The sequence below is a fragment of the Streptomyces sp. NBC_00443 genome (genome assembly GCF_036014175.1).
Lineage (GTDB): Bacteria > Actinomycetota > Actinomycetes > Streptomycetales > Streptomycetaceae > Streptomyces.
Genome location: NZ_CP107917.1, coordinates 4,585,277 through 4,610,203 on the forward strand (window position 1 = coordinate 4,585,277; position 24,927 = coordinate 4,610,203).

Consider the following 24,927-nt stretch of genomic DNA (forward strand, 5'->3'; position numbering starts at 1 on the left):
AGGAGATGCGCCGTGCCGTTTGAGCCTTGGCTGCCCGGCATGATCGTGACGGAGGAGCGGCTGGCGTCCATCAGCCCGACGTGGCAGGACTGGGTCCCGGTGTGGACCACCTCGTCCGGCGCGAACACACCCAGCTTCAGCAACGCGTCGGTCTCCGCGAGGTTCGCGCAGTCCGCCCTCAAGGTGTCCTTCCGGATGGAGATCGCCTTCGGGTCGACCACCAACTTCGGCGGGGGCGGGAGCGGCGACAACTGGCGCTTCAGCCTGCCCGTGGCCGCTGCGGGAGCCGCACTGTGCGTTGGCTACGGCGAGATCTCCGACTCCAGCGCGGGCCTCGGCTCCCGGATGGGTGTGCGCGTCCGCCTGACGACGACCACGACGATGGAGATCGAGATGGCGTCGGCCCGGATCGACGCGGCCGCGGTCTCCGGCGTCGGCCTGATCGATGCGGTATCGCCGTGGACCTGGGCGACGTCCGACACGATCCGCGTGTTCGGCGAATACGAGGCTGCGGCCTGAGCAAGGGGAGGGCCCGATGGAGGTTCCGTACGTGGAGGTTCGGGCGTACGACGTGACGAACCCGGAGGCGTCTTGCGTGGTGCGGCTGACCGTGGCCACTGAGGGCCTTCCGATCTCGGACGTGGGGGAGCAGGAAGTCGTGGACGCCGTGAAGGCAGTTTTCGCGCAGCAGCCGAACATCTCGGTGACCGCGTCCCGTTACTACATCGCCGCGACGCCCGTCTGACGTCCACCCCGAAGTTGCCCCGAGCCGTCTGGCCGGGGCTTTTCTATGCCCTGGAGGCACTCATGGCCCGTGAGCTCCATCCCGCTGTCGTGCAGATGCTCGGCAACTTCCGTTACCACCACCTCCCGGCCGCACTCCAGGAGGTGAGCCGGCCGTTCCACGACCTGGCGCACCGCCTCGCCGAGACGGTGACCGGGCCGGAGGCGACCAAAGCACTCGACGACCTGTGGAAGTCGAAGAACTGGGCGGTCGTGGCCGCCTCCAATAGAACAGGGGAGGGCAGCTGATGGCCTGGTACAAGGGGCGGTCCGGCTGGAGCTCCCGCCGGAGTCCAGCGACCAGCCGACGATCCGGGCGACGCAGCTGATCGCGCACAGCATCGTCGCGCCTTGGGACGAGCACCGGCTGTACGCCTACTGGAAAAACTCGACGTCTCTGGAGTCGCACTTCGGGCTGGACTTCGACGGCAGCCTGGGCCAGTACCTGTCTACAGCGACCCGGGCGGACGCGAACGCCGCGGCAAACCGACGCGCGGACGGGACCGGCGCCATCTCTGTCGAGACCGCGAGCAACACAAAGGCCTCCGACCCGTGGACGGACGAGCAGGTCGCCGAGCTCATCGACCTCGGGGTCTGGGCGCACCAGGAGCACGGAATCCCGCTGCGGATCTGCAAGACCTCGAGCGACCCGGGCTTCGGATACCACTCGCTACACACGGCCTGGTCCACGAACGGGACCGCGTGCCCGGGCAAGCTGCGCATCGCTCAGTTCCGCGAGCTCGTGTTCCCGGGGATCGTCGCCAAGGCGCAGAAGCCCGCGCCAGCGCCGACCAAGCCGACCAAGCCGGTGGTGAGCCTGGCCCACATCAGGGCAGCGCAGCAGCGGGACCCGGGCCTGCCCCAGGGCGGCACCACGTACAAGGCCGAGGGCCTGGTCGTCGAGACCGCCCTCTACAAGGCCGGCCTCCTGGCGAAGCGCTGGGTCGACGGCAGCTTGGGCTCCCGCACGCGACCGGCCGTGAGCGAGTGGCAGGAGCGGTGCGGCTTCCGCGGCCGCCAGCTCGGCCAGCCCGCCGACGGCTACTTCGGCAAGACCTCCCTGTCCCTCCTGGGGCAGCGGTACGGCTTCACTGTGAAGGGGTAACGCATGTTCACGAAGGCTTTCTGGAAGGCGACCGGCGAGCGCTCAGTGCGCACCTACGCTCAGGTCCTCGTCGGCTCGCTCGGCCTGGACACCCTCGGCATCATCAACGCGAACTGGAGCGAGGGCCTGGCGCTCGGGGCTGGCGCCGCGGTCCTCACCGTCCTCACCGCCGTGGCAACTTCCGGTGGCCCTGAGGGCCCGGGCCTGACCGAGACCGTGAGCCGCCAGTGACCGTCCCGGAGGCCTCGGTCGCCGTGGAGCTGGAGCGGCTCCGCGGTACGGTCGCCACGGGCTTCGCAGAGGTCAAGGGCTCGTTGGCGGTGCTCGTCGAGCGGTCGACCCGGACCGAGCGCGACGTGGCGCAGCTCCGCGAGGACACAGAGAAGGACCTCGACGAGCTCCGTGAGGATGTCGAGGCGTTGAAAAAGAATCGCTGGCCTCTAGCCGCGGTCGGCGCCTTGACGGGTGCAGCTGGCGCGGCCACGGGTGTGATCGCGCTCCTGACACGTTGATCTGGCCCCCTCCTGCCTGCGGGCGGGAGGGGGCCCTTTGTCGTGTCCAGATACTCTCGCAGCATGATTCGCGCTGTGATCTTCGACGTCGGCGAGTGCCTCGTAGATGAGACGACCGAGTACGGCACCTGGGCAGACTGGCTCGGCGTACCCCGCCACACTTTCGCCTCGGTGTTCGGGGCAGTCATCGCTCAAGGCCGCGACTACCGCGAGACCTTCCAGGAATTCCGGCCAGGCTTCGACCTCTACGAAGAGCGCGAGAAACGTGCCCAGGCCGGGAAGCCGGAGCACTTCGGCGAGGCCGACCTCTACCCAGACGTCCGCGACGCGCTCACCACCCTGCGCGCCGATGGCCTGTGGCTCGGCATCGCCGGGAACCAGACCGTCCGCGCGGGCCGCCTACTGCGGGATCTGTTCACCAACGACGTCGACCTGATCGGCACGTCCGACGACTGGGGAGCCTCGAAGCCCGACCGCGCATTCTTCGACCGCGTCGCCGAAGTCGTCCCCGCCGAGCCCGGCGAGATGCTCTACGTCGGAGACCGCGTCGACAACGACATCCGGCCCGCTGTCGCGGCCGGGATGCACACTGCGCTCGTGCACCGCGGGCCGTGGGCGACGATCCAGTGGAACACCGAGGAGGCGCAGAAACTGCCGACGTTCCGCGTCGACAGCCTCCTCGAGTTGTCCGGTGAGATCAGACAGTTCAACGCGCGAGAGCGCTGACCGTCGTAGACCACCCGTACAGGCGGTCGTCCAGCTCGCGTACGCATCGCTCGTGCTGGTGCGGCGCGAGCGCACGCCGTACTTCCCGAATACGGTCCATGCCCATCGCGTACCAGGTGCGCTCCAGCTGGTCGAGAGCGCGGATCCCGTACCCGCATGCCTCCTCAGGGTCCCCGGCCGCGGCCTCGACAGCGGCGAGGTCGCCGAGGACGACGGTCCGCTGCTTCTCTTCCGCGTCGAGAGCATCGAGGACGCCGAGCAGCGTGGTGCGGGCCTGCGGCAGATGTCCGGCGCGCAGCTCGGTGTTGCCCTTGAACGCAGCGAGGCGGATGGGGCTGAACCAGTCGAGCCACTCCGGAGTTTCGTGCTCGCTGCCTGCGCCGAGGAGGTCCTCGGCATGGCGGATCAGGTGCAATGCAGTACGCGTGTTGCCGCACCGGGTCTCGCATTCGGCCTCGACGGCGTCAAGCCACGCGAGGAGTTCAGCGGAGGCTGGGCCGCGACGGGCGTAGGTCCGGGCAGCGACCATTCGCTCGACCGCGATGTCCCGATCCGCCCGCCAGGCGGGGATGAACGCGGTGTGCGCGAGGACTGCACTGCCGAGCAGGGGGTCGTCGGCCTCACCCGCAGCCTGTAGCGCGAGCAGCAGGGTGTGGTCGGCCCGGTCGCCGTCCCGCATGTCGAAGAACTCAATGCGCCCCGCCAGCAGGTAGGACTCGGCGAGGGCCGCTGCGATGGTCCGTCGGGTGTGGCCGGCGGTCTCGGTCAGCAGAGCGCAGCCCAGGGTGGCGTGGGCTGTAGCCGCGGGGTGAAGGGTGGCGGGTGCGACAGACCAGTACAGGTGTCGGTGGGAGCGGGTGACGGCTTGGAAGTGGCCGGCCACGGAGGCCGGTTGTATGGCGCTTACTTCCCTTGGCACTGTTGCCAGACCGACCGCTGAGGCCGATGCAGCGAGGACGTTTCGCCGTCCCCGATCAACCTGAACGCCTGTGGGCGAGGTGAACCCGAGTGATTCCAGGTCCTGGCCGAGAAGCCGCGTGAGATCCTGGCCCACCTCTGGTTGTGGCCATGGGGGTGTGTCGGATTCCCAGCGTCGTACCTGCCGGACGCCGACGCCTAGGGCATCCGCCAAGGCCTGCTGGGAGTGGTACCCGGCCGCCACACGGGCGGACTTGAGGCGGGTGTTGCCTGCGGGCCGTGCCACTGCTGCACCTCCATGTCGCGCTCTGCAGCAAGTGTCACCGGAAGTCCTCTGTCTGGCTAGGTGTCACCCCAGGGCAGCAACGAAAGTCCTGTTTGATGCCGCGGAAAGACTTCTGCAAGTCCTCGAACCCCGGTTAGTTGAGGGCCAGTCTTGAACGCACCTGATCGCCTTTGGTGCCAAGGAGCCCGACGATGCCGACCAGCCGCTTACCCACAGCCGCAGGGTGCACCCTGTATCCCGCCGGGGAAGACTGGGACGCCATCCGCGTGCCGCGCAGCGTCGGCCTGGCCGCGATGGCCATCCTCGGCGCCCGCTGCGGTGCTGTGGTCGAGGACCCGCTCAGTACTGCCGTCTACTTCTTCACCCCTGTCGGTACTGCGTCCGCGTGGGAGGTGCAGAACACGCGCGCGCTGGGCTTCGACAGCGCCGTGACGATCCCGCCGGCGCGCCGTGTGGAGGGGCCGGGCGTGTACTGGCGGATGTGTCCGGGCGAGGACGGTTGGCTGACTGACCCCCAGGCGCTTGAGGCCGCCCTCGGTGACGCATTCGGTCCGCGGGTCGGCGCACAGATCGAGGCAGGTGTCGAAGCGTGAGCGGTCACCTGGTTCCGCACGAGCCTGCCGATTCTCCGGCCGAGCTCACCCCGACGACGTCGCACGGATGGTGTGCCTGGCATCAAGGCACCGCTCGAGGTGTGCGCCTCATCAGCGCCATCGAACAGGGATCGGGCCCGGGCACAGCAGCCCACCGCTTCGCGTGCAGGCCATGCCGCGAGGCCTACGACCTCACGCCGCTGGCCGACCAGCCATGACCTGGATACCCAAGCCCCCGGCGGCCGCCGAGCTCAACCGGGCGCAGTACTCGGGCTGGGCCTGTTGCTGGTGCGCCACGTCCCTGCTCGGAGTATCGGGCGTGATCTCCGCCGGGATCGCTGAGGGCCGCATGGGGGCTCACGTCCTGGACACCGAGGTGTACGCCTGCGGGCCACGCTGCCCCCAGCGCCCTCGCCGTCGCCCCCGCCCTGCCGGGCCGAGCCAGACCTGAGCGTTCAGGAAGGAGCAGTTGTGGAACGGGAGTGGGTCACCGGGGACTGCTGGCTCGGCTGTGAGCGCGTCGGCCTGTCGGTGCTCTTTCTCGGGCCGGTCCAGTGGGACGGCCAACACGCCCCGTTCTTCGCCTGCGATGACTGCTTGGGCCGCCTCATGCGCCAGGCGAACTCCTACTTCATGCAGCGGCGCCCCGCCGCCGCATGAGCCCGCCCCCACGACGACACCACCTCTTACCAGGTGGGTGTGGGGGCGGACAGCAAGTGCACATCAGCGATGGAAGGAAGGACTTCCGCATGACTGTAGCACCTGAACAGACGGTAGTTGCCGAGAGGCGCGGCCGGGAACTCGTCGGCGCCGACGAGTTCGAGATGCTCGCTGCGTTCTGCGCGGACGAGTACAAGATGAACCGAGCCCTGGCCGACCGAGTCATGGACCAGGCGCTGGCCATGATCTTCGTCATGGGCACCACCCGCTCAGGCAACACCATGGCACCGTCGCAGGTCGTCGACCCCGGATGGCACACCGCCATCCTCCACACCGAGTGGTACGCCGACTTCTGCCAGAAGAACTTTGGGTACCTCCTCCACCACCAGCCCAACAGCAAGATGCGCACGAAGGGCCTTATGGCCGACGTTACAGCCCGCATCGAGACCGCCGGCTTCCACGTCGACCGGATCCTGTGGGGCACCGCAGGCGAATGCAACGCCCCGACCTGCTGCGGCGACGGCCCCTGCTGCTGACCACCCCGGCCACTGTCAGTGGCTGCCGCTAGAGTCCCGGCCTCACGGGTCGGGACTCAGTACAAACATGGAGCTTTCATGGCAACTGCCGAAGCCGCCAAAGGCCGGGGCCGGGTCACCGTCTTCAGCATGTTCGGGCCCGTCTTCGGCTACGCGAGCAGCCTTGTCGACGGCCGGCGGGTCGCGTACGTAGGCCCGGTCACTCCGGGCATGCACTGGCGCAAGGTCTGGCTGATGGCTGACCGCTGCTGCCGGCAGACCGAGGGCGAGGACGCGAAGGCCCGGTGGATCATCAGCCAGGCCAACCGCGCACTCACCTGCGGCAGTGGTGTTGTCGTGAGGCTCCCCGACGCCGAGTGGGAGATGGAAGCAGGGGGCTGGCAGGTGGACTTCAACCCCGACTGGTGTCACCAGGACTCTCTGGCGACCGGCCCTCTGTCTATCCCGCTGCTCACTCCGGAGCAGATCGAGCCGAAGCCGACGTTTTATCCGCACTACGCGGTATGACGTCCCGTTCCCAGGCTCCCGTTGCCGACTGTGCCCCGAGGGCGCCGGCAGCGGGACGAGCCCGGCCAGCCCTCGCGTTCCCCCGTCGGGGGCGGCCGCTCAGCGTACGAGCTCGGCGAGGTCGACCCCGATGGCCTCGGCGATGCGGATCAGGGTGTCGAGGAGCGGCGAGGCGTGGCCCTGTTCGATGCGGCTGTATGTGGCGACGTCGATCCCGGAGCGGGTGCAGACCTCGAGTTGGGTGAGGTTGTGGTGCTCGCGGACGCGGCGGATCTGGTCTCCCACCTGACGGCGTCGGGTGAGTACCCGGTCGTCGGGCGGGGTATTGCGTGGCACGGGTCCACGCTGTCGACCTAGTGATCATCTGTGATTAGGTTCGACCCTAATTTTATGGATCTTGGACTTCGGTCCTGATGGTCCAGCGGCTCGCCCTGTGCGGGCTGTTGGCGCGGGGCGGTGTGATGTGCGTCCGCCGGCCCCGTGAAGTGCTCGCCCGCGTGGCTGAGCGCGGCCGCCCCGTCCTCTCTGTGGAGGGCGGGGCGGTTTCGTGTGTGGACGCTGTCCCATGGGTGGCTGATTCTGACTGAGCGTTAGGGACGTGCTCTTCGTATTGGTGAGTGAGGGCGGGATACTGCCCGAGACGCCCCCTGCCGGTCTAAGCGGCAGGGGGCGCCCTTCCGGCCGGGAGCCTCCCGAGCATCCCGGACCGGGCTTGTCATGGGGTTGTGCGTCAGGCGGACGGAACTGCCTCGTCCGCCTCCCCTTTGGGCACTTTACCCACTGCTCAGCGTCGTCTACAGACGGTAGGGGCGGGTTCCACGAAAACTCCTCAGTGGGTTCGCACCGCTTCATGCCTGTATGAGCCATATATCGTGGCGCAATCTGGCCACGCAAGCAGACCGGTTGCCCCGCTCTCGCCAATTCGGATACACGTTCGATTAGACTGCGAGCACGCTCCGGCCGGGCTCGGGAGGTCCTGGCCGGACGGCAGACACCCCCTGCCGCATGAATCGGCAGGGGGTGCGCTGCAAGCGTAGACGGAGCCACTGACGACAGCTCGCCGCCAACGACCTCGCTGGGCGTCCGAGTTACGGGGTAGTAGCGGGGTAACAAGATCCGCAAATGTAGAAGCCCGGTAGACGGTGACGGTCTACCGGGCTTCTGAGCTGGCACTTGGCCTCTGTGGGGCTAACAGGATTTGAACCTGTGGCCTCATCCTTATCAGGGATGCGCTCTAACCAACTGAGCTATAGCCCCGCCGCGCTCTGCGGTGTGTGTCCCGCGCGCTGACTCCTGAAGATTAGCGCACGACGCGGGCAGTCCCAAAATCGGTTGTCGGGGGACCGTCAGGAGAGGTTTGAAGCCGCCCCGGGGGCGGCAACGGTCACTCGTCCTCCGCGAGCGTCAGCTCGACGCCGCCCACGAAGCCGGCGGAGAGGTTGTAGATGAACGCGCCGAGGGTCGCCAGCGCCGTCGCGAGGACGACGTCGATGACCGCGATGATCGACGTGAACATCAGGACGTGCGGCAGCGACAGGAAGGCCTGCAGGTCGAAGCCGTTCGACTCGTTCGAGCCGGTGGCCTCGGAGATGGTGCCGCCGACCGTCGAGAAGACGCCCATGGCGTCCATGACCATCCAGAGCACCGCGGACGCGACGATCGTGCAGATGCCCAGCGCGATGGAGAGCAGGAAGCTGACCTTCATGACCGACCAGGGGTCGGCCTTGGCCACGCGCAGGCGCGCCTTGCGGGTGCGGGGCGTCGTACGGGCACCGGTGCGCGGTCGGCGTACCGCGCTCTCCGGAGCGGGCGTCTGGTAGGCCTGCGGCGGGTGGTAGGGCCCGGCGGACTGCTGCGGCTGCCGTTCCCCGGGCAGCGGCGACGTGGACGGCGCGGAGGCCGCCTGCTGCGCCCCTGAGGGCTGCGGCTGGGGCTGAGGCTGGGCGCCCGGAGCGGCCGGGCCCGCGCCGGGCGCGTACTGCTGCTGGGTCTGCGAGCCTCGGGTGTCCGTCACGGGTCCCCCCTGGGATCCAGGTGCGTCGGGCGAGGGCGAGCCCTTCGCGGGCGACTTGATCGCCTTCAGCTGGGTGGTGTGCGGGTCCGTCGCAGGCGCGGCGGAGCCACGGCCGCCGCCCGTCTCCGAACCGGCTGTAGAACCGGTCGAGGTACCGGACGATCCGGCGCCCGTGGCTCCGCTCACGATGACTCTCTCCTCGTGCTACTCGGCCGAGGGCGTTTCACCCTCGTCCGTGCCGGTGGTCGCGGCACCCTCGGCGATCTCGTCGACGGCAATGTCGCCGTCGACCTCCTCCGCCTCGCGTCCCGCCTCGGCGTTACGTGCGATACCGACGACGGCATCGCGCTTGCCCAGGTTGATCAGTTGGACGCCCATGGTGTCACGGCCCGTCTCCCTGACCCCGCTGACTCGCGTACGAATCACACCGCCGCCCAGCGTGATGGCGAGGATCTCGTCGGCCTCCTCGACCACCAGCGCACCGACGAGCGAGCCGCGATCCTCGACGATCTTGGCGGCCTTGATACCGAGGCCGCCGCGACCCTGGACGCGGTACTCGTCGACGGGAGTCCGCTTCGCGTACCCGCCGTCGGTGGCAGTGAACACGAACGTACCGGGTCGAACAACATTCATCGAGAGGAGCTCGTCTCCCTCGCGGAAGCTCATGCCCTTGACACCCGAGGTGGCGCGGCCCATGGGACGCAGCGAATCGTCGGTGGCGGTGAACCTGATCGACTGTGCCTTCTTGCTGATCAGAAGCAGATCGTCGTCGGCCGAGACGAGTTCGGCGCCGATCAGTTCGTCGTCGGAACCGTCCGCCGTTTCCCGGAGGTTGATCGCGATCACACCACCGGAGCGCGGCGAATCGTAATCCTTCAGAGGCGTCTTCTTCACCAGACCCGCCTTCGTGGCGAGCACGAGGTACGGCACCGCCTCGTAGTCGCGGATCGCGAGGATCTCGGCGATCGCCTCGTCCGGCTGGAAGGCGAGGAGGTTCGCGACGTGCTGCCCGCGCGCGTCACGGCCGGCGTCGGGGAGCTCGTACGCCTTCGCCCGGTAGACGCGGCCCTTGTTGGTGAAGAACAGCAGCCAGTGGTGGGTCGTCGAGACGAAGAAGTGGTCGACGATGTCGTCTTCCTTGAGCTTCGTGCCCCGTACGCCCTTGCCGCCGCGCTTCTGCGCGCGGTAGTCGACGGTCTTGGTGCGCTTGACGTAGCCGCCACGCGAGACCGTGACGACGATGTCCTCCTCGGCGATCAGGTCCTCGATGGACATGTCACCGTCGTAGGGCACCAGCATGGTCTTGCGGTCCTCGCCGAACTTCTCGACGATCGCGGCGAGTTCCGCGCTGACGATGCCGCGCTGACGGACCGGCGAGGCGAGGATCTCGTTGTACTCGGTGATCTTCGCCTGGAGTTCGTCGTGCTCCTGGACGATCTTCTGGCGCTCCAGGGCGGCCAGTCGCCGCAGCTGCATCTCGAGGATGGCGTTGGCCTGGATCTCGTCGATCTCCAGGAGCTCCATCAGGCCCGTGCGCGCGATGTCGACGGTGTCGCTGCGCCGGATCAGCGCGATGACCTCGTCGATGGCGTCCAGGGCCTTCAGCAGGCCGCGCAGGATGTGCGCCCGCTCCTCGGCCTTGCGCAGGCGGAACTTCGTACGGCGGACGATGACCTCGATCTGGTGCGTCACCCAGTGGCGGATGAACGCGTCCAGGGAGAGCGTGCGCGGGACGCCGTCGACGAGCGCCAGCATGTTGGCGCCGAAGTTCGACTGCAGGTCCGTGTGCTTGTAGAGGTTGTTGAGTACGACCTTGGCGACCGCGTCCCTCTTGAGCACGATGACGAGACGCTGACCCGTACGGGAGCTGGTCTCGTCCCGGACGTCTGCGATGCCGCCGACCTTGCCGTCCTTGACCAGGTCGGCAATCTTCTGGGCGAGATTGTCGGGGTTGGTCTGGTAAGGCAGTTCCGTGACCACCAGGCACTGGCGGTTCTGGATCTCCTCGACCTCGACGACCGCGCGCATGGTGATGGAGCCGCGGCCGGTCCGGTACGCCTCTTCGATGCCCTTGCGGCCGACCACGAGGGCGCCGGTCGGGAAGTCCGGGCCCTTGATGCGCTCGACGAGAGCGTCCAGGAGCTCCTCGTGCGACGCCTCCGGGTTCTCCAGGTACCACTGGGCGCCGGACGCGACCTCGCGCAGGTTGTGCGGCGGGATGTTGGTGGCCATGCCGACCGCGATACCGGCCGAGCCGTTGATCAGCAGGTTCGGGAAGCGGGCCGGCAGAACGGTCGGCTCCTGGGAGCGGCCGTCGTAGTTGTCCGTGAAGTCGACGGTCTCCTCGTCGATGTCACGGACCATCTCCATCGACAGCGGCGCCATCTTGCACTCGGTGTACCGCATGGCCGCCGCCGGGTCGTTGCCCGGAGAGCCGAAGTTGCCGTTGGAGTCCACCAGCGGCATCCGCATCGACCACGGCTGCGCGAGGCGGACCAGGGCGTCGTAGATCGAGGAGTCGCCGTGGGGGTGGTAGTTACCCATGACGTCGCCGACCACGCGCGCGCACTTGTAGAAGCCGCGCTCGGGGCGGTAGCCGCCGTCGTACATCGCGTACAGGACGCGTCGGTGGACGGGCTTGAGGCCGTCCCGGACGTCCGGCAGCGCGCGCGAGACGATGACGGACATCGCGTAGTCGAGGTACGAACGCTGCATCTCCGTCTCGAGCCCGACGGGCTCGACGCGCAGGGCCAGGCCGTCGTCCTCAGGCGTGATGGGAGTGTTCTCGTCGGTCATTGCTGGTGAAGGTCCTTCCTGGTGCGGTCAGCTGAGACCGACTCAGATGTCGAGGAAGCGGACGTCCTTGGCGTTGCGCTGGATGAACTGGCGGCGGGCCTCCACGTCCTCGCCCATGAGGACCGAGAACAGGTCGTCGGCCTGGGCGGCGTCGTCGAGGGTGACCTGGCCGAGGACGCGGTGCTCCTGGTCCATCGTCGTGATGCGCAGCTCCTCGGCGTTCATCTCGCCGAGACCCTTGAAGCGCTGGATCGAGTCCTCGCGGACGCGCTTGCCACGCTGACGGCCCATCTCCAGCAGCGCGTCGCGCTCACGGTCGGAGTACGCGTACTCGACCTCGTCCCGGCCCCACTTGATCTTGTAGAGCGGGGGACGGGACAGAAACACGTGCCCGGCCTCGACCAGCGGCCGCATGAAGCGGAACAGGAAGGTCAGCAGCAGGGTGTTGATGTGCTGGCCGTCGACGTCGGCGTCCGCCATCAGGATGATCTTGTGATAGCGCAGCTTCTCGATGTCGAAGTCCTCGTGGACTCCGGTACCGAAGGCCGAGATCAGCGCCTGGATCTCCTGGTTCTGCAGGATCTTGTCGATCCTGGCCTTCTCCACGTTCAGGATCTTGCCGCGGATCGGGAGGATCGCCTGGTACTCCGGGTTGCGGCCGGACTTGGCCGAGCCACCGGCGGAGTCACCCTCGACGATGAAGATCTCGCACTTGATGGGGTCGTTCGACTGACAGTCGGAGAGCTTGCCCGGCAGGGACGCGGTCTCCAGCAGGCCCTTGCGACGCGTCAGGTCACGGGCCTTGCGGGCCGCCACGCGCGCGGTGGCCGCCTGGATGCCCTTGCGGATGATGTCCGCGGCCTCGTTCGGGTTGCGGTCCAGCCAGTCGTTGAGGTGCTCGTAGACGACCTTCTGGACGAAGGTCTTCACCTCGGTGTTGCCCAGCTTGGTCTTTGTCTGACCCTCGAACTGCGGCTCGCCCAGCTTCACCGAGATGATCGCGGTCAGACCCTCGCGGATGTCGTCACCCGTGAGGTTGTCGTCCTTCTCGCGCAGCAGCCTCTTGTCGCGCGCGTACTTGTTGATCAGCGAGGTCAGCGCGGCGCGGAAGCCCTCTTCGTGCGTACCGCCCTCGTGAGTGTGGATGATGTTGGCGAAGGAGTAGACACCCTCGGTGTAGCCGCCGTTCCACTGCATGGCGATCTCGAGGGACAGGTGCTTGTCCTTGTCCTCGGCCTCCAGATCGATCACGGTGGGGTGCACCACTTCTCCCTTACGGGAGTTGAGGTACTTCACGAAGTCGACGATGCCGCCCTCGTAGTGGTACGAGACGGTCTTGACCTCGTGCTTCTCGTCCTCGCCCGCCTCGTCCGCACCGGCGGTCGCCTTTGCCGACTCGCGCTCGTCGGTGAGGTTGATGCGCAGGCCCTTGTTGAGGAACGCCATCTCCTGGAAGCGCCGCGACAGCGTCTCGAAGGAGTAGTCGGTGGTCTCGAAGATGTCCGGGTCGGCCCAGAAGGTGACCGTGGTGCCGTGCTCGTCCGTCGCCTCGTGCTGGGCGAGCGGGGCCGTCGGGACGCCCAGCTTGTAGTCCTGCGTCCAGCGGTGGCCGTCGGTCTTGATCTCGACGGACACCTTGGTCGACAGGGCGTTCACGACGGAGACACCCACGCCGTGCAGACCGCCGGAGACCGCGTAGCCGCCGCCACCGAATTTTCCGCCCGCGTGCAGGACCGTCAGCACGACCTCGACGGCCGGCTTGCCCTCGGACGGCACGATGCCCACCGGGATGCCACGGCCGTTGTCCACGACCCGTACACCGCCGTCGGCGAGGATCGTGACGTCGATCGTGTCAGCGTGCCCGGCCAGCGCCTCGTCGACGGAGTTGTCGACGACCTCCTGCACCAGGTGGTGAAGTCCGCGCTCACCGGTCGAGCCGATGTACATACCGGGTCGCTTGCGGACCGCGTCCAGACCCTCGAGGACGGTGATGGCGCTGGCGTCGTACGAGGCGGTGACCTCGCCGTTCGACGAGGTGACCGCGCCGCTGGCGCCGGCGTCGGTGGACGGGATGTTCTCGTTGGGGTTGCCGGAATCGGCCACGAAGCGCCCTTTCTGGCACAGCACGAGCCGGGCTCGTCGGCGGGTTGCCGGAGCGGCTGCGGCATGTTGCGTTGGTAAGCCTTGTTCAGCGTTGCTCAGCTTGTCCCGGACGGTCCCCACGATCGGGGCGGGATTACGCTCCAGTCTACCGGTAGCGCCGACAGTGATGGGGGTTTGCCGGTACCTGAGTCCGCATGTGCCGCCCTGAACCCGGCTCTCCCGACTCCCGATATGTGGATGGGGGCTACGAGCGGCTCACAGAGCCACTCAGCGCTTCCGACCGTCAACCCTTGGCTACTTAGGAGTCAGGTCGCGATTCGCAACCGCGTGCGGTTGCGCGAGGAGGAGGTCACCGGCGGCACTTCGCGACCGCCGATGACTGGTGATGTGATGTCGGTCACCTGTGGCCGACGGGGCTGCGGGGACTGCTGTGACGGCGGTTCCGGAAGCCCGTTCACGCGTGATGCACCTCTCCGATCACCCGTAGGTGTCGCCGGGCCCCGTGCTGCCGGGAGCGCGCAGCGGGCCGTAGCGGCGGGCCGGGCCACCCGGACCCTGCACCTTGATCTGCCGCACCGCGCCATGCCCGAGGTCCTCGTTGAGACGGGCGACCAGCGTCGGCGCGAGCAGGCGCAGGTTCGTCGCCCAGGCCGTCGAGTCGCAGCGCACGATCAGGGTCCGCTCGTCCTCGTCGTACTTCTCCGGCACGCAGTGCTTGGCGACGTCCTCGCCGACGATCTGCGGCCAGCGGCCCATCACACCGCCCACCGCGGCCGGGGCCTCCCAGCCCCGCTCGGTGATCAAGCGGTTAATGGCGGAGCCGAGCGCCATGGGGTCGCGGCCGTCCGCCCGCGCGCCGGAGCGCAGGCCGCCGCGCCGCGCCTGCTTCTTCTGCTGCGCCGCGTCGCCACGCGCGCGTGCCCGCTCCCTGGCCGCCCTGAGCGCCACGCGCGCGAGGTCGACACCGGAGGGTTCGGGGCTCTTCCTGGGGGAGCCCGCGTCGTCGTTCGCGGACGGGTTCTCGCTCATACGCGCTCCACCGTCCCCTCGGACACCGTGTACCGCGCCCCCGCCAGCACATGCGGTACGTCGTCGTCGACCGCGGCGGTCACCAGGACCTGCTCGCCGGGCGCGACCAGCTCGGCCAGGCGTTCACGGCGCCGGGTGTCCAGCTCGGCGAACACGTCGTCCAGGACCAGCACCGGTTCGTTGCCCTCGGCCCGCAGCAGGTCGTACGAGGCCAGACGGAGCGCCAGCGCGTACGACCAGGACTCGCCGTGCGAGGCGTACCCCTTGGCGGGCAGCTGACCGAGTTTGAGAAGCAAATCGTCCCGATGAGGGCCTACGAGGGTGACGCCGCGCTCGATCTCCTGCTTGCGCGCCTCGGCGAGCGCCGCCATCAGCTGCTCGAAGAGGTCCTCGCGCGTGTGGGCCTCGCCGGGAGCCGACGGCTTGTAGTCCAGCGCGACGGGGCCGCCGCCGGGGGCCAGTTGCTCGTACGCCTTGTCGGCCAGCGGCTGGATCGTCGCGATCAGGTCCAGGCGCTGGGCGAGCAACTCGGCGCCCACGCGGGCGAGATGCTCGTCCCAGACGTCAAGGGTGGACAGGTCCATGGAACGGCCGCCGTGCCGACGGGCCAGGGCGGCCGACTTCAGGAGCGTGTTGCGCTGCTTGAGGACCCGCTCGTAGTCGGAGCGGACGCCGGCCATGCGCGGGGAACGGGCGGTGATCAGCTCGTCGAGGAAGCGGCGCCGCTCGCCGGGATCCCCCTTGACCAGGGCGAGGTCCTCCGGGGCGAACAGGACGGTGCGTACGATGCCGAGCACGTCACGGGGTCTGACCTGCGAGGACCTGTTGATGCGGGCCCGGTTGGCCTTGCCGGGGTTCAGCTCCAGCTCGACCAGCTGCTGCCGCTCGCCCTGCCTTACCTGCGCGCGGATGACCGCCCGGTCGGCGCCCATGCGGACCAGGGGTGCGTCGGAGGAGACCCGGTGGCTGCCGAGGGTGGCGAGATAGCCGACGGCCTCGACGAGGTTGGTCTTGCCCTGGCCGTTGGGTCCGACGAAGGCGGTGACGCCCGGGTCGAGCGGGACTTCGACCCGGGCGTACGAGCGGAAGTCGGCCAGCGACAGATGCGTGACGTGCATGGTCGTTCGCCGACCTCCCCCAACATGTGGTTCGACTTTCCCCAGTTGTGGACAACCGGGTCACTCCTGAGGGTGCCAGGGTGCCATCCCCAGGGTGTGGATTACTTTCTCTGGTCTCCGACGGGCACTTCCACCCCGACGGTCACTTGTGCACCACCGGTCACTTCTTCTCTACCGCGTGGCCGCCGAACTGGTTCCGCAGCGCCGCGATCATCTTCATCTGCGGGGAGTCGTCCTGGCGGGACGCAAACCGCGCGAACAGCGACGCGGTGATCGCCGGCAGCGGCACCGCGTGGTCGATGGCTGCTTCCACAGTCCAGCGTCCCTCGCCGGAGTCCTGTGCAAAACCCCTGAGCCTGTCCAGGTGCTCGTCCTCGTCGAGGGCGTTCACCGCGAGGTCCAGCAGCCAGGACCGGATCACCGTGCCCTCCTGCCAGGAGCGGAAGACCTCCCGGACGTCGGTCACGGAGTCGACCTTCTCCAGCAGCTCCCAGCCCTCGGCGTAAGCCTGCATCATCGCGTACTCGATCCCGTTGTGGACCATCTTCGCGAAGTGCCCCGCGCCGACCTTGCCGGCGTGCACCGCGCCACGGTCGCCCTCCGGCTTGAGGGCGTCGAATATCGGCTGCACCTTGGCGACGTTCTCCGCGTCGCCGCCGTACATCAGCGCGTAGCCGTTCTGCAGGCCCCAGACGCCGCCGGAGACGCCGCAGTCGACGAACCCGATGCCCTTGGCCGCCAGCTCCTCGGCGTGCCGCTCGTCGTCCGTCCATCGGGAGTTCCCGCCGTCCACCACGACGTCACCGGGCTCCAGCAGCTCGGCGAGCTCGTCGATGGTCGACTGGGTCGGGGCACCTGCCGGGACCATCACCCAGATCACGCGCGGCCCGGGAAGCTTGCCCACAAGCTCTTCCAGGCTGTGGGCATCCGCGAGGTCCGGGTTGCGGTCGTATCCGACGACGGTGTGGCCTGCGCGGCGGATCCGCTCGCGCATGTTGCCGCCCATCTTGCCGAGGCCGACGAGACCGAGCTCCATCAGTTGTTCCTTAGGTTGCTGTGGCGTGTGGGGCACCTTCGTACCCGCGTACGAGCCTAAACCCGGACGCACGCGCACATCCGTGGGCATAGGCGCTCATACGTACGCCCTCACCTGCGGCTTCGTCCGACAGCTCGTCCCCAGGTCCGGTGATCCACCGGGCCTGGGGACGCTGTGGACAACCGCGGCGCCGACCTCGGCAGCCGCTCAGCCGCTCAGCCGCACCGGCATGATCAGGTACTTGTAGGCCTCGTCCGCCTCGGCGTCCAGCGCCGGCTTGCCGCTGAGCAGCGCGGGCTTGGTGGACGTCGTGAACGACAGCTGGGCGACCGGGGAGTCGATGGCGCTCAGGCCGTCCAGCAGGAAGGTCGGGTTGAAGGCGATCGACACGTCGTCGCCCTCCAGCTGGGCGTCGACCCTTTCCACAGCCTGTGCGTCGTCGCTGGAGCCGGCTTCCAGGATGAGCACGCCCTGCTCGAAGCTGAGCCGCACCGGGGTGTTGCGCTCGGCGACCAGGGCCACGCGCTTGACGGCCTCCACGAAGGGGGCGGTCTCGATCACGGCGATGCTGTTGAACTCCGTCGGGAACAGCGAGCGGTACTTGGGGAGGTCGCCCTCCAGGAGACGGGTCGTCGTCCGTCGGCCGGCGCCCTCGAAACCGATCAGGCCCTCGCCGGCACCCGAGCCGGACAGCGCCAGGATGACGCTGTCGCCGCTCGTGAGCGCCTTGGCGGTGTCCAGGAGCGTCTTTGCGGGCACCAGGGCGACCGCGGACGCCTCCGGGTTCTCCGGCTTCCACAGGAACTCACGGACCGCGAAGCGGTAGCGGTCGGTGGAGGCCAGCGTGACGGTGTCGCCCTCGATCTCGATGCGCACACCGGTGAGGACGGGCAGCGTGTCGTCACGGCCGGCGGCGATGGCCACCTGGGCGGCGGCGGAGGCGAAGACCTCACCGGGGACGGTGCCGGTCGCCGTCGGCATCTGCGGCAGCGCCGGGTACTCCTCCACAGGCAGGGTGTGGAGTGTGAACCGCGAGGAGCCGCAGACCACGGTCGCCCGTACACCGTCTGTGGAAATCTCCACCGGCCGGTTGGGCAGAGCGCGGCAGATGTCGGCGAGCAGGCGGCCTGAGACCAGGACCGTGCCCTCTTCCTCGACCTCGGCCTCGACGCTGACCCGCGCGGAGACCTCGTAGTCGAAGCTGGACAGGCTCAGCTGGCCGTCCTCGGCCTTGAGGAGGAGGCCGGCGAGGACAGGCGCCGGCGGACGGGCCGGGAGGCTGCGTGCCGCCCAGGCCACTGCCTCCGCGAGTACGTCGCGTTCCACCCGGATCTTCACTGTTGCCGCCTCCTGCTGTTGCCGGCGCTTCTCGGCCTGCCTGGCTTCGTCGTCTGTCTCGGTGTCGTCGGCCCCAGTGAGGGGAAGGCCACCGGGAACAGTCTGACGTACCCCACTGACAGTAGGTGCCTCTCGGGGTCAAGTCGTGACGAGGGGCAGCCGGGAGCCGGACAGCGAGTTGTGCACAGGACCCACTTCGAAACGGATTCCCAGCTCTCTCTAGTTGGGAGTAGTAGTAGGGCCTGTGGAAACCGTGGATAACCCCGTTTGCCCAGCTCAGAGGCGAGATTTTATCCACGGGTCCTGTGGGCGACGCCGGTGGACAACCAGGCGTTTCTGTGGAGAACGGAAAGTTCTGCACACCCCATGCACAGCCTGAGGCGACTTCTCCCCAGCGCCGTCCCCAGCTTTACCCACCTTTCCCACAGGCCAACCCGGCACCTTCGTGTGACGCCTTTCACTCGCGCTGGTGAGAAGGCGCGTCGCGTTGCCGAACAGTGGACAGTGATGTGGAGAAGCTGGGGATCACTGGGGACAACTGGCCCCAGCCTGTGGGTTGCCGGTGGACAACTTGATGCACAGCCTGTGGATCGTCTCGCTGTCCACAGTCTGTGGAGATCGTTCGTCCACGAATCCACAGGCAGTTGACCTGGTCTGATGGTCTTTCAACAGAGGCCCCTGTGGACACAGTCTGGACAACTTCGCAGTCCCCAGGATGTGGACGGCAGAAAGTCGCCGAATCTGTGGAGAGTGGCCGTAACGCGGCAAGTATTCGAACAGCCGACAACCGAGACATGACGAAGGGCGCCACCGATGTCTTCCACCGGGGGCGCCCTTGCGTGCGTATCGCTGGGTCGGTCAGCCGTTCTTGATGCGGTTCGTGAGCTCGGTGACCTGGTTGTAGATGGCGCGACGCTCGGCCATCAGATTGCGGATCTTGCGGTCGGCGTGCATCACGGTGGTGTGGTCGCGGCCGCCGAACAGCGCGCCGATCTTCGGCAGCGACAGGTCCGTCAGCTCACGGCACAGGTACATGGCGATCTGCCGGGCCGTGACCAGCTGGCGGCCGCGGGAGCTGCCGCACAGGTCCTCGACCGTGAGACCGAAGTAGTCGGCCGTGGCGCTCATGATGGCCGTGGAGGTGATTTCCGGCGTCGCGCCGTCCCCGCCCGGGATCAGGTCCTTGAGGACGATCTCCGTCAGACCCAGGTCGACCGGCTGCTTGTTGAGCGAGGCGAACGCCGTCACCCGGATCAGCGCGCCCTCCAGCTCGCGGATGTTGCGTGAGATGCGGGAGGCGATGAACTCCAGGACCTCCGGCGGGGCGTTGAGCTGCTCCTGGACCGCCTTCTTGCGCAGGATCGCGATGCGCGTCTCCAGCTCGGGCGGCTGGACGTCTGTGATCAGGCCCCACTCGAAACGGTTCCGCAGCCGGTCCTCCAGCGTGACCAGCTGCTTGGGCGGCCGGTCGCTGGACAGCACGATCTGCTTGTTGGCGTTGTGGAGCGTGTTGAAGGTGTGGAAGAACTCCTCCTGCGTCGACTCCTTGTCCGCGAGGAACTGGATGTCGTCGACCAGCAGGATGTCCATCTCGCGGTAGCGCTTGCGGAAGCTGTCGCCCTTGCCGTCGCGGATGGAGTTGATGAACTCGTTGGTGAACTCCTCCGAGCTCACGTATCGCACGCGCGTGCCGGAGTACAGGCTCCGCGCGTAGTGCCCGATCGCGTGCAGCAGGTGCGTCTTGCCGAGCCCCGACTCCCCGTAGATGAAGAGGGGGTTGTACGCCTTCGCGGGCGCCTCGGCGACGGCGACCGCGGCCGCGTGCGCGAAGCGGTTGGAGGCGCCGATGACGAACGTGTCGAAGAGGTACTTCGGGTTCAGGCGCGCGGTCGGCTCACCGGGGCCGGGCGCCGGCGCGGGCTGCGCGGCCAGCGGGCCGGGGGCGCCGGTGGTCGGCAGGTTCGCGCCGACGGGGCCGCCGCGGTGCACATGGCCGGAGCCGGAGGGCGGCTCGGGCCGGTCGCGGCGGGCGTCGAGGCCACGGCGGGCGTCCAGGTCACGCCGGGCAGCCGGGTCACGCCGGGGGTCGCGGTCGTAGTCGCCCCGCGGCTGGTCGTAGTCCGGTCGCTGCTGCTCGTAGTCGGGGCGGTGCCCGTCGTACGACGACCGCTCCATCGGCTGCGGGCGGTAGTCCTGGGCGGGCGGGCCGTAGGAGTCCTGTTGGTACGAGTCCTGGCCGTAGGAGTCCTGTGACGGCGACGCGTACGGGTCCCGCTCCGGGAAGCCGAGCCGCTGCTGCTGCCAGCCGTAGTCGTCCTGGCTCGGGCGCGGCCAGCTGCCCGGGCCGGGTTCGGGGCGCTGGTACTCGTTCGGGTAGGCCGGGCGGGCGGTGGGCAGCTGGTCGCCGGGTCGCTGGTCGTCGGCACGGTGGCGGCCGTAGCCCTCGTACGAGGGGAGTTCGGGCTCCTCGTAGCGCGGCTGGGGCGGGGCGGGGGGCGCCGGCGGGGACGGGGGCTCGCCGGCGGAGTCGTCGACGGTGATCGCGATGCGGATCGGACGGCCGCACTCGCGGCTCAGGGTCTCGCTGACGATGGGGGCCAGGCGGCCCTCCAGTACGCCCTTCGCAAATTCGTTCGGTACGGCGAGCAGGGCGGTGTCGGCGACCAGCGCGAGCGGCTGGCAGCGCCGGATCCAGTGCTCGTCCTTCACCTCGACACCCTGACCGCGACCCTCACCGAGGAGTTGCTCGAGTACTCGTGGCCACACTGCGGCAAGATCGGCAGGTACGTCAGCCACAGGGCACGCTCTCTCACGGGTCCCACGAACGTGTGATTGTGGGACGGGTCGGGATTCAAACCGGGCGGAGCCCGAATCAAGGGGACAAGGGAACTAATCGGAGTTCAGCCACGGTAGTCAGGGCGGTGGGTGCGGTTCAAGTTGTTGTCCCCAGGCTGTGGATAGTGTCTCCCTGTGACCTCTGGTTTGACCGGATGGCGTAGCCGCGCGTACCGTAACCAGGTCGAGTTGTCGATGGCTGCTGCCGCCTGCCTCCGATGGGCCAGATCGCGTCAAGGTGATCGGTAAGCGGTGCACTCGGGCGTTAACGCGAGCTACTCGTGGGCGCACGGTGACAGCCAGGACGGCACCCGAAACCAACGATTTACTTCTGGAGCCCCCGAGTGAGCAAGCGCACCTTCCAGCCGAACAACCGTCGTCGCGCCAAGACCCACGGCTTCCGTCTGCGGATGCGCACCCGTGCCGGTCGCGCGATTCTGGCGAACCGCCGCAGCAAGGGTCGCGCCAGCCTGTCCGCCTGATCCCGATCAGGTCATGACGTCGTGCTGCCTACCGAGCATCGGCTGAGGCGGCGCGAGGACTTCGCGACCGCGGTACGGCGAGGACGCCGGGCTGGACGCCCGACTCTCGTCGTCCACCTTCGTAGCGGTGCCACGGACCCGCACGCGCCTGGGGAGAGCGCTCCCCCGACGCGTGCGGGTTTCGTCGTGAGCAAGGCAGTGGGTGGGGCGGTCGTGCGGAACAAGGTGAAGCGCAGGCTTCGCCATCTGATGCGCGACCGAGTCGACCAGCTGCCCCCCGGTAGCCTGGTAGTCGTACGAGCGCTGCCCGGTGCGGGCGACGCCGACCATGCACAGCTGGCCCAAGACCTGGACGCCGCTCTGCAGCGGCTGCTGGGAGGGGGCGCGCGATGAAGTACCCACTGCTGGCTCTGATCAAGCTGTACCAGTGGACGATCAGTCCACTGCTCGGGCCGGTGTGCAAGTACTACCCGTCGTGCTCCCACTACGGCTACACCGCCATCGACCGGCACGGTGCGATCAAGGGCACCGCGCTCACTGCCTGGCGCATCCTGCGGTGCAACCCGTGGTCGCTGGGCGGTGTGGACCATGTCCCGCCGCGCAAGCGCCCGCGGTGGCACGAGCTGCTGCGCAACGCGTGGCGCGCACGCAAGGGCGGGCCCTCCGCCGCCGAAACGGCCACCGAGGACAATGTTCCTTCGAGCCCGGCCGCAGAGACGCCGTCCCATGCCCAAGGAGCATGATTAGTGGACACGATTGCCAGCTTCTTCAGCTTCATCACGACACCCGTTTCCTGGGTCATCGTCCAGTTCCACTCGGTGTACGGCGCCATCTTCGGCCCTGACACCGGGTGGGCCTGGGGCTTGTCCATCGTGTCCCTGGTGATTCTGATCCGTATCTGCCTGATCCCGCTCTTTGTGAAGCAGATCAAGGCGACCCGGGCCATGCAGACGCTGCAGCCCGAGATGAAGAAGATCCAAGAGCGCTACAAGAACGACAAACAGCGCCAGTCCGAAGAGATGATGAAGCTGTACAAGGAGACGGGTACCAACCCGCTCTCTTCGTGCCTTCCCATCCTGGCGCAGTCGCCGTTCTTCTTCGCCCTGTACCACGTGCTCAACAGCATCGCGAACAACGACACCATCGGTGTCATCAACGAGAGCCTGCTGCAGAGCGCGCAGAAGGCGCACATCTTCGGTGCTCCGCTGGCCGCGAAGTTCACCGACAGCAGTTCCGACGTCATGGAGCTCGACGCCTCGCTGACCACGGTCCGCATCGTCACCGCGGTGATGATCGTCCTGATGTCGGCGTCGCAGTTCTACACGCAGCGTCAGCTGATGACGAAGAACGTCGACACCACGGTGAAGACGCCGTTCATGCAGCAGCAGAAGATGCTGATGTACATCTTCCCGGTCATGTTCGCCGTCTTCGGCATCAACTTCCCGGTCGGTGTCCTCGTCTACTGGCTGACCACCAACGTGTGGACCATGGGCCAGCAGATGTACGTCATCCGCAACAACCCGACCCCGGGTTCCAAGGCGCAGGCCGCGTACCTGGAGCGTCTGACCAAGCACGTCACGGATCACGGGAAGACCCGTGGTCGCGGTGAGCGCGCCATCGTCAAGGCCATCGTCGCCAAGGGCCGCGACCGTAACGAGTATGAGCGCAAGTTCATCAACGGCCTGAGCAAGGCGGGTCTCGCGGCGCAGGCCGACGGAAACGTGCTGAAGGGCGAGGGCGCTGTCGCCACAGTGACCGAGGACGGTACGCCGACCACCGGTGCGGCCCCCAAGAGGCAGCAGCCGAAGCGGCAGAGCAAGTCCCAGCGTCAGCACGGCCCCAAGCAGGCCGGTGAGCCGACGACGTCCCTGGAGAAGTCCGACGAGCCCGAGGACGAAAAGCCAGGTGCTGCCAAGAAGACCGCGCAGAAGTCCGGCAGCGGTGGCAGCCGCAGCAAGGCCCAGTCCGGGCAGCGCAAGGGCGGTCCGCAGCGCCCCAAGTCCCCGACCAAGAAGTAAGAAGGAGCCCATCCCGTGACGGAAGGCACCACCTCCGCCGCTGTCGAAGGTGCAGACACCCTGTCCCACCTGGAGCAGGAGGGCGAGATCGCGGCGGACTACCTTGAGGGTCTGCTCGACATCGCCGATCTCGACGGCGACATCGACATGGACGTCGAGGCCGACCGCGCCGCTGTCTCGATCATCAGCGACGCGGGCGGCCGAGACCTGCAGAAGCTGGTAGGGCGTGACGGCGAGGTGCTGGAGGCACTGCAGGAGCTCACGCGCCTGGCCGTGCACCGGGAGACCGGGGATCGCAGCCGGCTGATGCTGGACATCGCGGGTTACCGGGCCAAGAAGCGTGCCGAGCTCTCCGAGCTGGGTGCCAAGGCCGCCGCTGAGGTCAGGAGCACGGGCGAGCCCGTGAAGCTGAAGCCGATGTCGCCGTTCGAGCGCAAGGTCGTGCACGACGCGGTCAAGTCCGCGGGCCTGCGCAGTGAGTCCGAGGGCGAGGAACCGCAGCGGTTCGTCGTTGTGCTTCCTGCCTGATCGGTCCTCTACGTTCCCCCGGCCCCGTCTGTGCGCAGGCGGGGCCGAACTTTGTCAGCCTGAATAGTTCTGGTGGTTCTGGTGCCGGCGCTCGATGCGTCGGCGCGAACGGAAGGACGGTCCCCCGTGACGGAGGCAGCGGAGCTTCCCCCTGTGCCCGAGCAGGCTCGTGAGGTGTTCGGCGATCGCTACGGTGATGCGGTCCGCTACGCCGAACTGCTCGCCGAGGCGGGTGTGCAGCGCGGGTTGATCGGCCCGAGAGAGGTGCCCCGTCTGTGGGAGCGGCACCTGCTGAACTGCGCGGTGCTCTCCGAGGTCGTCCCGGAGGGCGTGATGGTGTGCGACGTCGGCTCGGGCGCGGGCCTGCCGGGCATCCCTCTGGCGCTGGTCAGGGAGGACCTGAAGATCACGTTGCTGGAACCGTTGCTGCGGCGGACGAACTTCCTGACGGAGGTCGTGGAGCTGCTGGGACTCGACCATGTGACGGTCGTCCGTGGCCGTGCCGAGGAGGTCATGGGGAGTCTGCCGCCGGTGCATGTCGTGACCGCGCGTGCGGTGGCACCGCTGGACCGACTGGCTACCTGGGGCATTCCGCTGCTGCGGCCGTACGGTGAGATGCTCGCACTCAAGGGCGACACCGCCGAGGAGGAGCTCAAGAGCGCCGCGACCGCCCTGAGCAAGCTCGGCGCTGTGGAGACGTCGATCCTGCATGTCGGTGAGGGCGTCGTGGATCCCATGTCGACGGTCGTCCGGGTGGAGGTCGGGGAGAGCCCGGGCGGTGTGCGCTTCGCTGCCAAGCGAGCGAAGGCAGCCAGGACGGGACGCGCTCGCCGGCGCCGCTGATCCGTCCTGACGACGAGACGTACTCCACACAAGCTGGCAAACCTATCCATGCCGGAGTGTCGCGACAGTTCGGCCTCGGCAGCTGTGCATCGTGTTTCACGTGAAACGTCGCTCACTGCTTCACGGCATCATCAGCCGCAGCCGCGCTGCCGAACCTCGAG

Annotated in this window: 28 protein-coding genes, 1 tRNA gene and 1 pseudogene; 19 read left to right on the top strand and 11 right to left on the bottom strand. The window is 68.0% G+C overall.

Going from position 1 to position 24,927, the window contains the following annotated elements; genetic code table 11:
* Nucleotides 1-12 precede the first annotated feature (12 nt).
* The 8 genes and pseudogenes from OHO27_RS20650 to OHO27_RS20685 all read left to right on the top strand — a co-directional run bounded on the left by OHO27_RS20650 (nucleotide 13) and on the right by OHO27_RS20685 (nucleotide 3,126).
* Nucleotides 13-519, top strand: a complete 507-nt coding sequence (locus tag OHO27_RS20650; RefSeq protein ID WP_328426048.1) for a hypothetical protein — start codon at nucleotides 13-15, stop codon at nucleotides 517-519.
* A 16-nt stretch (nucleotides 520-535) separates the two neighbouring features.
* On the top strand, nucleotides 536-745 hold the full coding sequence (locus tag OHO27_RS20655) for a hypothetical protein (protein WP_328426050.1): 210 nt from the start codon (nucleotides 536-538) through the stop codon (nucleotides 743-745).
* Nucleotides 746-807: 62 nt separating this feature from the next.
* Complete coding sequence (locus OHO27_RS20660) at nucleotides 808-1,032, top strand: hypothetical protein (RefSeq protein WP_328426052.1); 225 nt, start codon at nucleotides 808-810, stop codon at nucleotides 1,030-1,032.
* Nucleotides 1,033-1,111: 79 nt separating this feature from the next.
* Nucleotides 1,112-1,486 (top strand): annotated as a pseudogene (locus OHO27_RS20665) (N-acetylmuramoyl-L-alanine amidase); the annotation flags it as partial.
* Between the two features lie 39 nt (nucleotides 1,487-1,525).
* Nucleotides 1,526-1,888, top strand: coding sequence for a hypothetical protein (locus OHO27_RS20670; RefSeq protein ID WP_328426054.1), 363 nt, complete (start codon nucleotides 1,526-1,528; stop codon nucleotides 1,886-1,888).
* Nucleotides 1,889-1,891: 3 nt separating this feature from the next.
* Complete coding sequence (locus OHO27_RS20675; RefSeq protein ID WP_328426056.1) at nucleotides 1,892-2,119, top strand: holin; 228 nt, start codon at nucleotides 1,892-1,894, stop codon at nucleotides 2,117-2,119.
* Nucleotides 2,116-2,400 carry a hypothetical protein gene (locus tag OHO27_RS20680; protein WP_328426058.1) on the top strand — a complete coding sequence of 95 codons (285 nt, stop codon included), beginning with the start codon at nucleotides 2,116-2,118 and terminating at the stop codon, nucleotides 2,398-2,400. The genes OHO27_RS20675 and OHO27_RS20680 overlap by 4 nt, the downstream gene beginning before the upstream one ends.
* 63 nt (nucleotides 2,401-2,463) lie before the next feature.
* Complete coding sequence (locus tag OHO27_RS20685) at nucleotides 2,464-3,126, top strand: HAD family hydrolase (RefSeq protein ID WP_328426060.1); 663 nt, start codon at nucleotides 2,464-2,466, stop codon at nucleotides 3,124-3,126.
* On the opposite strand, the gene OHO27_RS20690 is transcribed toward OHO27_RS20685, so the two are convergent.
* Nucleotides 3,107-4,330: a helix-turn-helix transcriptional regulator gene (locus tag OHO27_RS20690; protein WP_328426062.1), complete on the bottom strand. Its 1,224-nt coding sequence runs from the start codon at nucleotides 4,328-4,330 to the stop codon at nucleotides 3,107-3,109. The two genes, OHO27_RS20685 and OHO27_RS20690, sit on opposite strands and share 20 nt — an antisense overlap.
* 191 nt (nucleotides 4,331-4,521) lie before the next feature.
* Here OHO27_RS20690 and OHO27_RS20695 point away from each other — a divergent pair, with 191 nt between their 5' ends.
* The 5 genes from OHO27_RS20695 to OHO27_RS20715 all read left to right on the top strand — a co-directional run bounded on the left by OHO27_RS20695 (nucleotide 4,522) and on the right by OHO27_RS20715 (nucleotide 6,626).
* A complete protein-coding gene (locus OHO27_RS20695) occupies nucleotides 4,522-4,923 on the top strand; it encodes a hypothetical protein (RefSeq protein ID WP_328426064.1) in 402 nt (133 codons plus the stop codon).
* 214 nt (nucleotides 4,924-5,137) lie between these two features.
* Nucleotides 5,138-5,374 (top strand): hypothetical protein, encoded by a 237-nt coding sequence (locus tag OHO27_RS20700; RefSeq protein WP_328426066.1) that lies wholly within the window; start codon nucleotides 5,138-5,140, stop codon nucleotides 5,372-5,374.
* Between the two features lie 20 nt (nucleotides 5,375-5,394).
* Nucleotides 5,395-5,583: a hypothetical protein gene (locus OHO27_RS20705; protein ID WP_328426068.1), complete on the top strand. Its 189-nt coding sequence runs from the start codon at nucleotides 5,395-5,397 to the stop codon at nucleotides 5,581-5,583.
* Between the two features lie 89 nt (nucleotides 5,584-5,672).
* A complete protein-coding gene (locus OHO27_RS20710) occupies nucleotides 5,673-6,119 on the top strand; it encodes a hypothetical protein (RefSeq protein ID WP_328426070.1) in 447 nt (148 codons plus the stop codon).
* Nucleotides 6,120-6,197: 78 nt separating this feature from the next.
* Nucleotides 6,198-6,626: a hypothetical protein gene (locus OHO27_RS20715; protein ID WP_328426072.1), complete on the top strand. Its 429-nt coding sequence runs from the start codon at nucleotides 6,198-6,200 to the stop codon at nucleotides 6,624-6,626.
* 99 nt (nucleotides 6,627-6,725) lie between these two features.
* On the opposite strand, the gene OHO27_RS20720 is transcribed toward OHO27_RS20715, so the two are convergent.
* The 10 genes from OHO27_RS20720 to dnaA all read right to left on the bottom strand — a co-directional run bounded on the left by OHO27_RS20720 (nucleotide 6,726) and on the right by dnaA (nucleotide 20,856).
* A complete protein-coding gene (locus OHO27_RS20720; protein ID WP_328426074.1) occupies nucleotides 6,726-6,962 on the bottom strand; it encodes a helix-turn-helix domain-containing protein in 237 nt (78 codons plus the stop codon).
* 847 nt (nucleotides 6,963-7,809) lie between these two features.
* Nucleotides 7,810-7,883: transfer RNA gene (locus OHO27_RS20725), tRNA-Ile, on the bottom strand.
* Between the two features lie 127 nt (nucleotides 7,884-8,010).
* Nucleotides 8,011-8,826 carry a DUF3566 domain-containing protein gene (locus OHO27_RS20730; RefSeq protein WP_328426076.1) on the bottom strand — a complete coding sequence of 272 codons (816 nt, stop codon included), beginning with the start codon at nucleotides 8,824-8,826 and terminating at the stop codon, nucleotides 8,011-8,013.
* Nucleotides 8,827-8,844: 18 nt separating this feature from the next.
* The gene (gyrA, locus tag OHO27_RS20735; protein WP_328426078.1) at nucleotides 8,845-11,436 is read right to left on the bottom strand and encodes a DNA gyrase subunit A; all 2,592 of its coding nucleotides are present in this window, start codon (nucleotides 11,434-11,436) and stop codon (nucleotides 8,845-8,847) included.
* A gap of 42 nt (nucleotides 11,437-11,478) precedes the next feature.
* Nucleotides 11,479-13,539 carry a DNA topoisomerase (ATP-hydrolyzing) subunit B gene (gyrB, locus tag OHO27_RS20740; RefSeq protein ID WP_328426080.1) on the bottom strand — a complete coding sequence of 687 codons (2,061 nt, stop codon included), beginning with the start codon at nucleotides 13,537-13,539 and terminating at the stop codon, nucleotides 11,479-11,481.
* 477 nt (nucleotides 13,540-14,016) lie between these two features.
* Complete coding sequence (locus OHO27_RS20745) at nucleotides 14,017-14,568, bottom strand: DUF721 domain-containing protein (protein ID WP_328426082.1); 552 nt, start codon at nucleotides 14,566-14,568, stop codon at nucleotides 14,017-14,019.
* A complete protein-coding gene (gene recF / locus OHO27_RS20750; RefSeq protein ID WP_328426084.1) occupies nucleotides 14,565-15,686 on the bottom strand; it encodes a DNA replication/repair protein RecF in 1,122 nt (373 codons plus the stop codon). Before recF ends, OHO27_RS20745 begins: the two co-directional genes overlap by 4 nt.
* Before the next feature lie 160 nt (nucleotides 15,687-15,846).
* Nucleotides 15,847-16,722, bottom strand: coding sequence for a phosphogluconate dehydrogenase (NAD(+)-dependent, decarboxylating) (gene gnd, locus OHO27_RS20755; protein WP_328426086.1), 876 nt, complete (start codon nucleotides 16,720-16,722; stop codon nucleotides 15,847-15,849).
* 207 nt (nucleotides 16,723-16,929) lie between these two features.
* The gene (dnaN, locus tag OHO27_RS20760; protein ID WP_328426088.1) at nucleotides 16,930-18,060 is read right to left on the bottom strand and encodes a DNA polymerase III subunit beta; all 1,131 of its coding nucleotides are present in this window, start codon (nucleotides 18,058-18,060) and stop codon (nucleotides 16,930-16,932) included.
* A gap of 858 nt (nucleotides 18,061-18,918) precedes the next feature.
* A complete protein-coding gene (dnaA, locus tag OHO27_RS20765; protein WP_328426090.1) occupies nucleotides 18,919-20,856 on the bottom strand; it encodes a chromosomal replication initiator protein DnaA in 1,938 nt (645 codons plus the stop codon).
* Between the two features lie 383 nt (nucleotides 20,857-21,239).
* Here dnaA and rpmH point away from each other — a divergent pair, with 383 nt between their 5' ends.
* The 6 genes from rpmH to rsmG all read left to right on the top strand — a co-directional run bounded on the left by rpmH (nucleotide 21,240) and on the right by rsmG (nucleotide 24,766).
* The gene (gene rpmH / locus OHO27_RS20770; protein ID WP_005482975.1) at nucleotides 21,240-21,377 is read left to right on the top strand and encodes a 50S ribosomal protein L34; all 138 of its coding nucleotides are present in this window, start codon (nucleotides 21,240-21,242) and stop codon (nucleotides 21,375-21,377) included.
* 21 nt (nucleotides 21,378-21,398) lie between these two features.
* The gene (rnpA, locus tag OHO27_RS20775; protein WP_328426092.1) at nucleotides 21,399-21,770 is read left to right on the top strand and encodes a ribonuclease P protein component; all 372 of its coding nucleotides are present in this window, start codon (nucleotides 21,399-21,401) and stop codon (nucleotides 21,768-21,770) included.
* The gene (gene yidD / locus OHO27_RS20780; protein WP_328426094.1) at nucleotides 21,767-22,120 is read left to right on the top strand and encodes a membrane protein insertion efficiency factor YidD; all 354 of its coding nucleotides are present in this window, start codon (nucleotides 21,767-21,769) and stop codon (nucleotides 22,118-22,120) included. The genes rnpA and yidD overlap by 4 nt, the downstream gene beginning before the upstream one ends.
* Nucleotides 22,121-22,123: 3 nt before the next feature.
* Complete coding sequence (gene yidC, locus OHO27_RS20785; protein ID WP_328426096.1) at nucleotides 22,124-23,395, top strand: membrane protein insertase YidC; 1,272 nt, start codon at nucleotides 22,124-22,126, stop codon at nucleotides 23,393-23,395.
* Between the two features lie 15 nt (nucleotides 23,396-23,410).
* The gene (locus OHO27_RS20790) at nucleotides 23,411-23,923 is read left to right on the top strand and encodes a Jag family protein (RefSeq protein ID WP_328426098.1); all 513 of its coding nucleotides are present in this window, start codon (nucleotides 23,411-23,413) and stop codon (nucleotides 23,921-23,923) included.
* 126 nt (nucleotides 23,924-24,049) lie between these two features.
* Complete coding sequence (gene rsmG, locus OHO27_RS20795) at nucleotides 24,050-24,766, top strand: 16S rRNA (guanine(527)-N(7))-methyltransferase RsmG (RefSeq protein ID WP_328426099.1); 717 nt, start codon at nucleotides 24,050-24,052, stop codon at nucleotides 24,764-24,766.
* Nucleotides 24,767-24,927 lie beyond the last annotated feature (161 nt).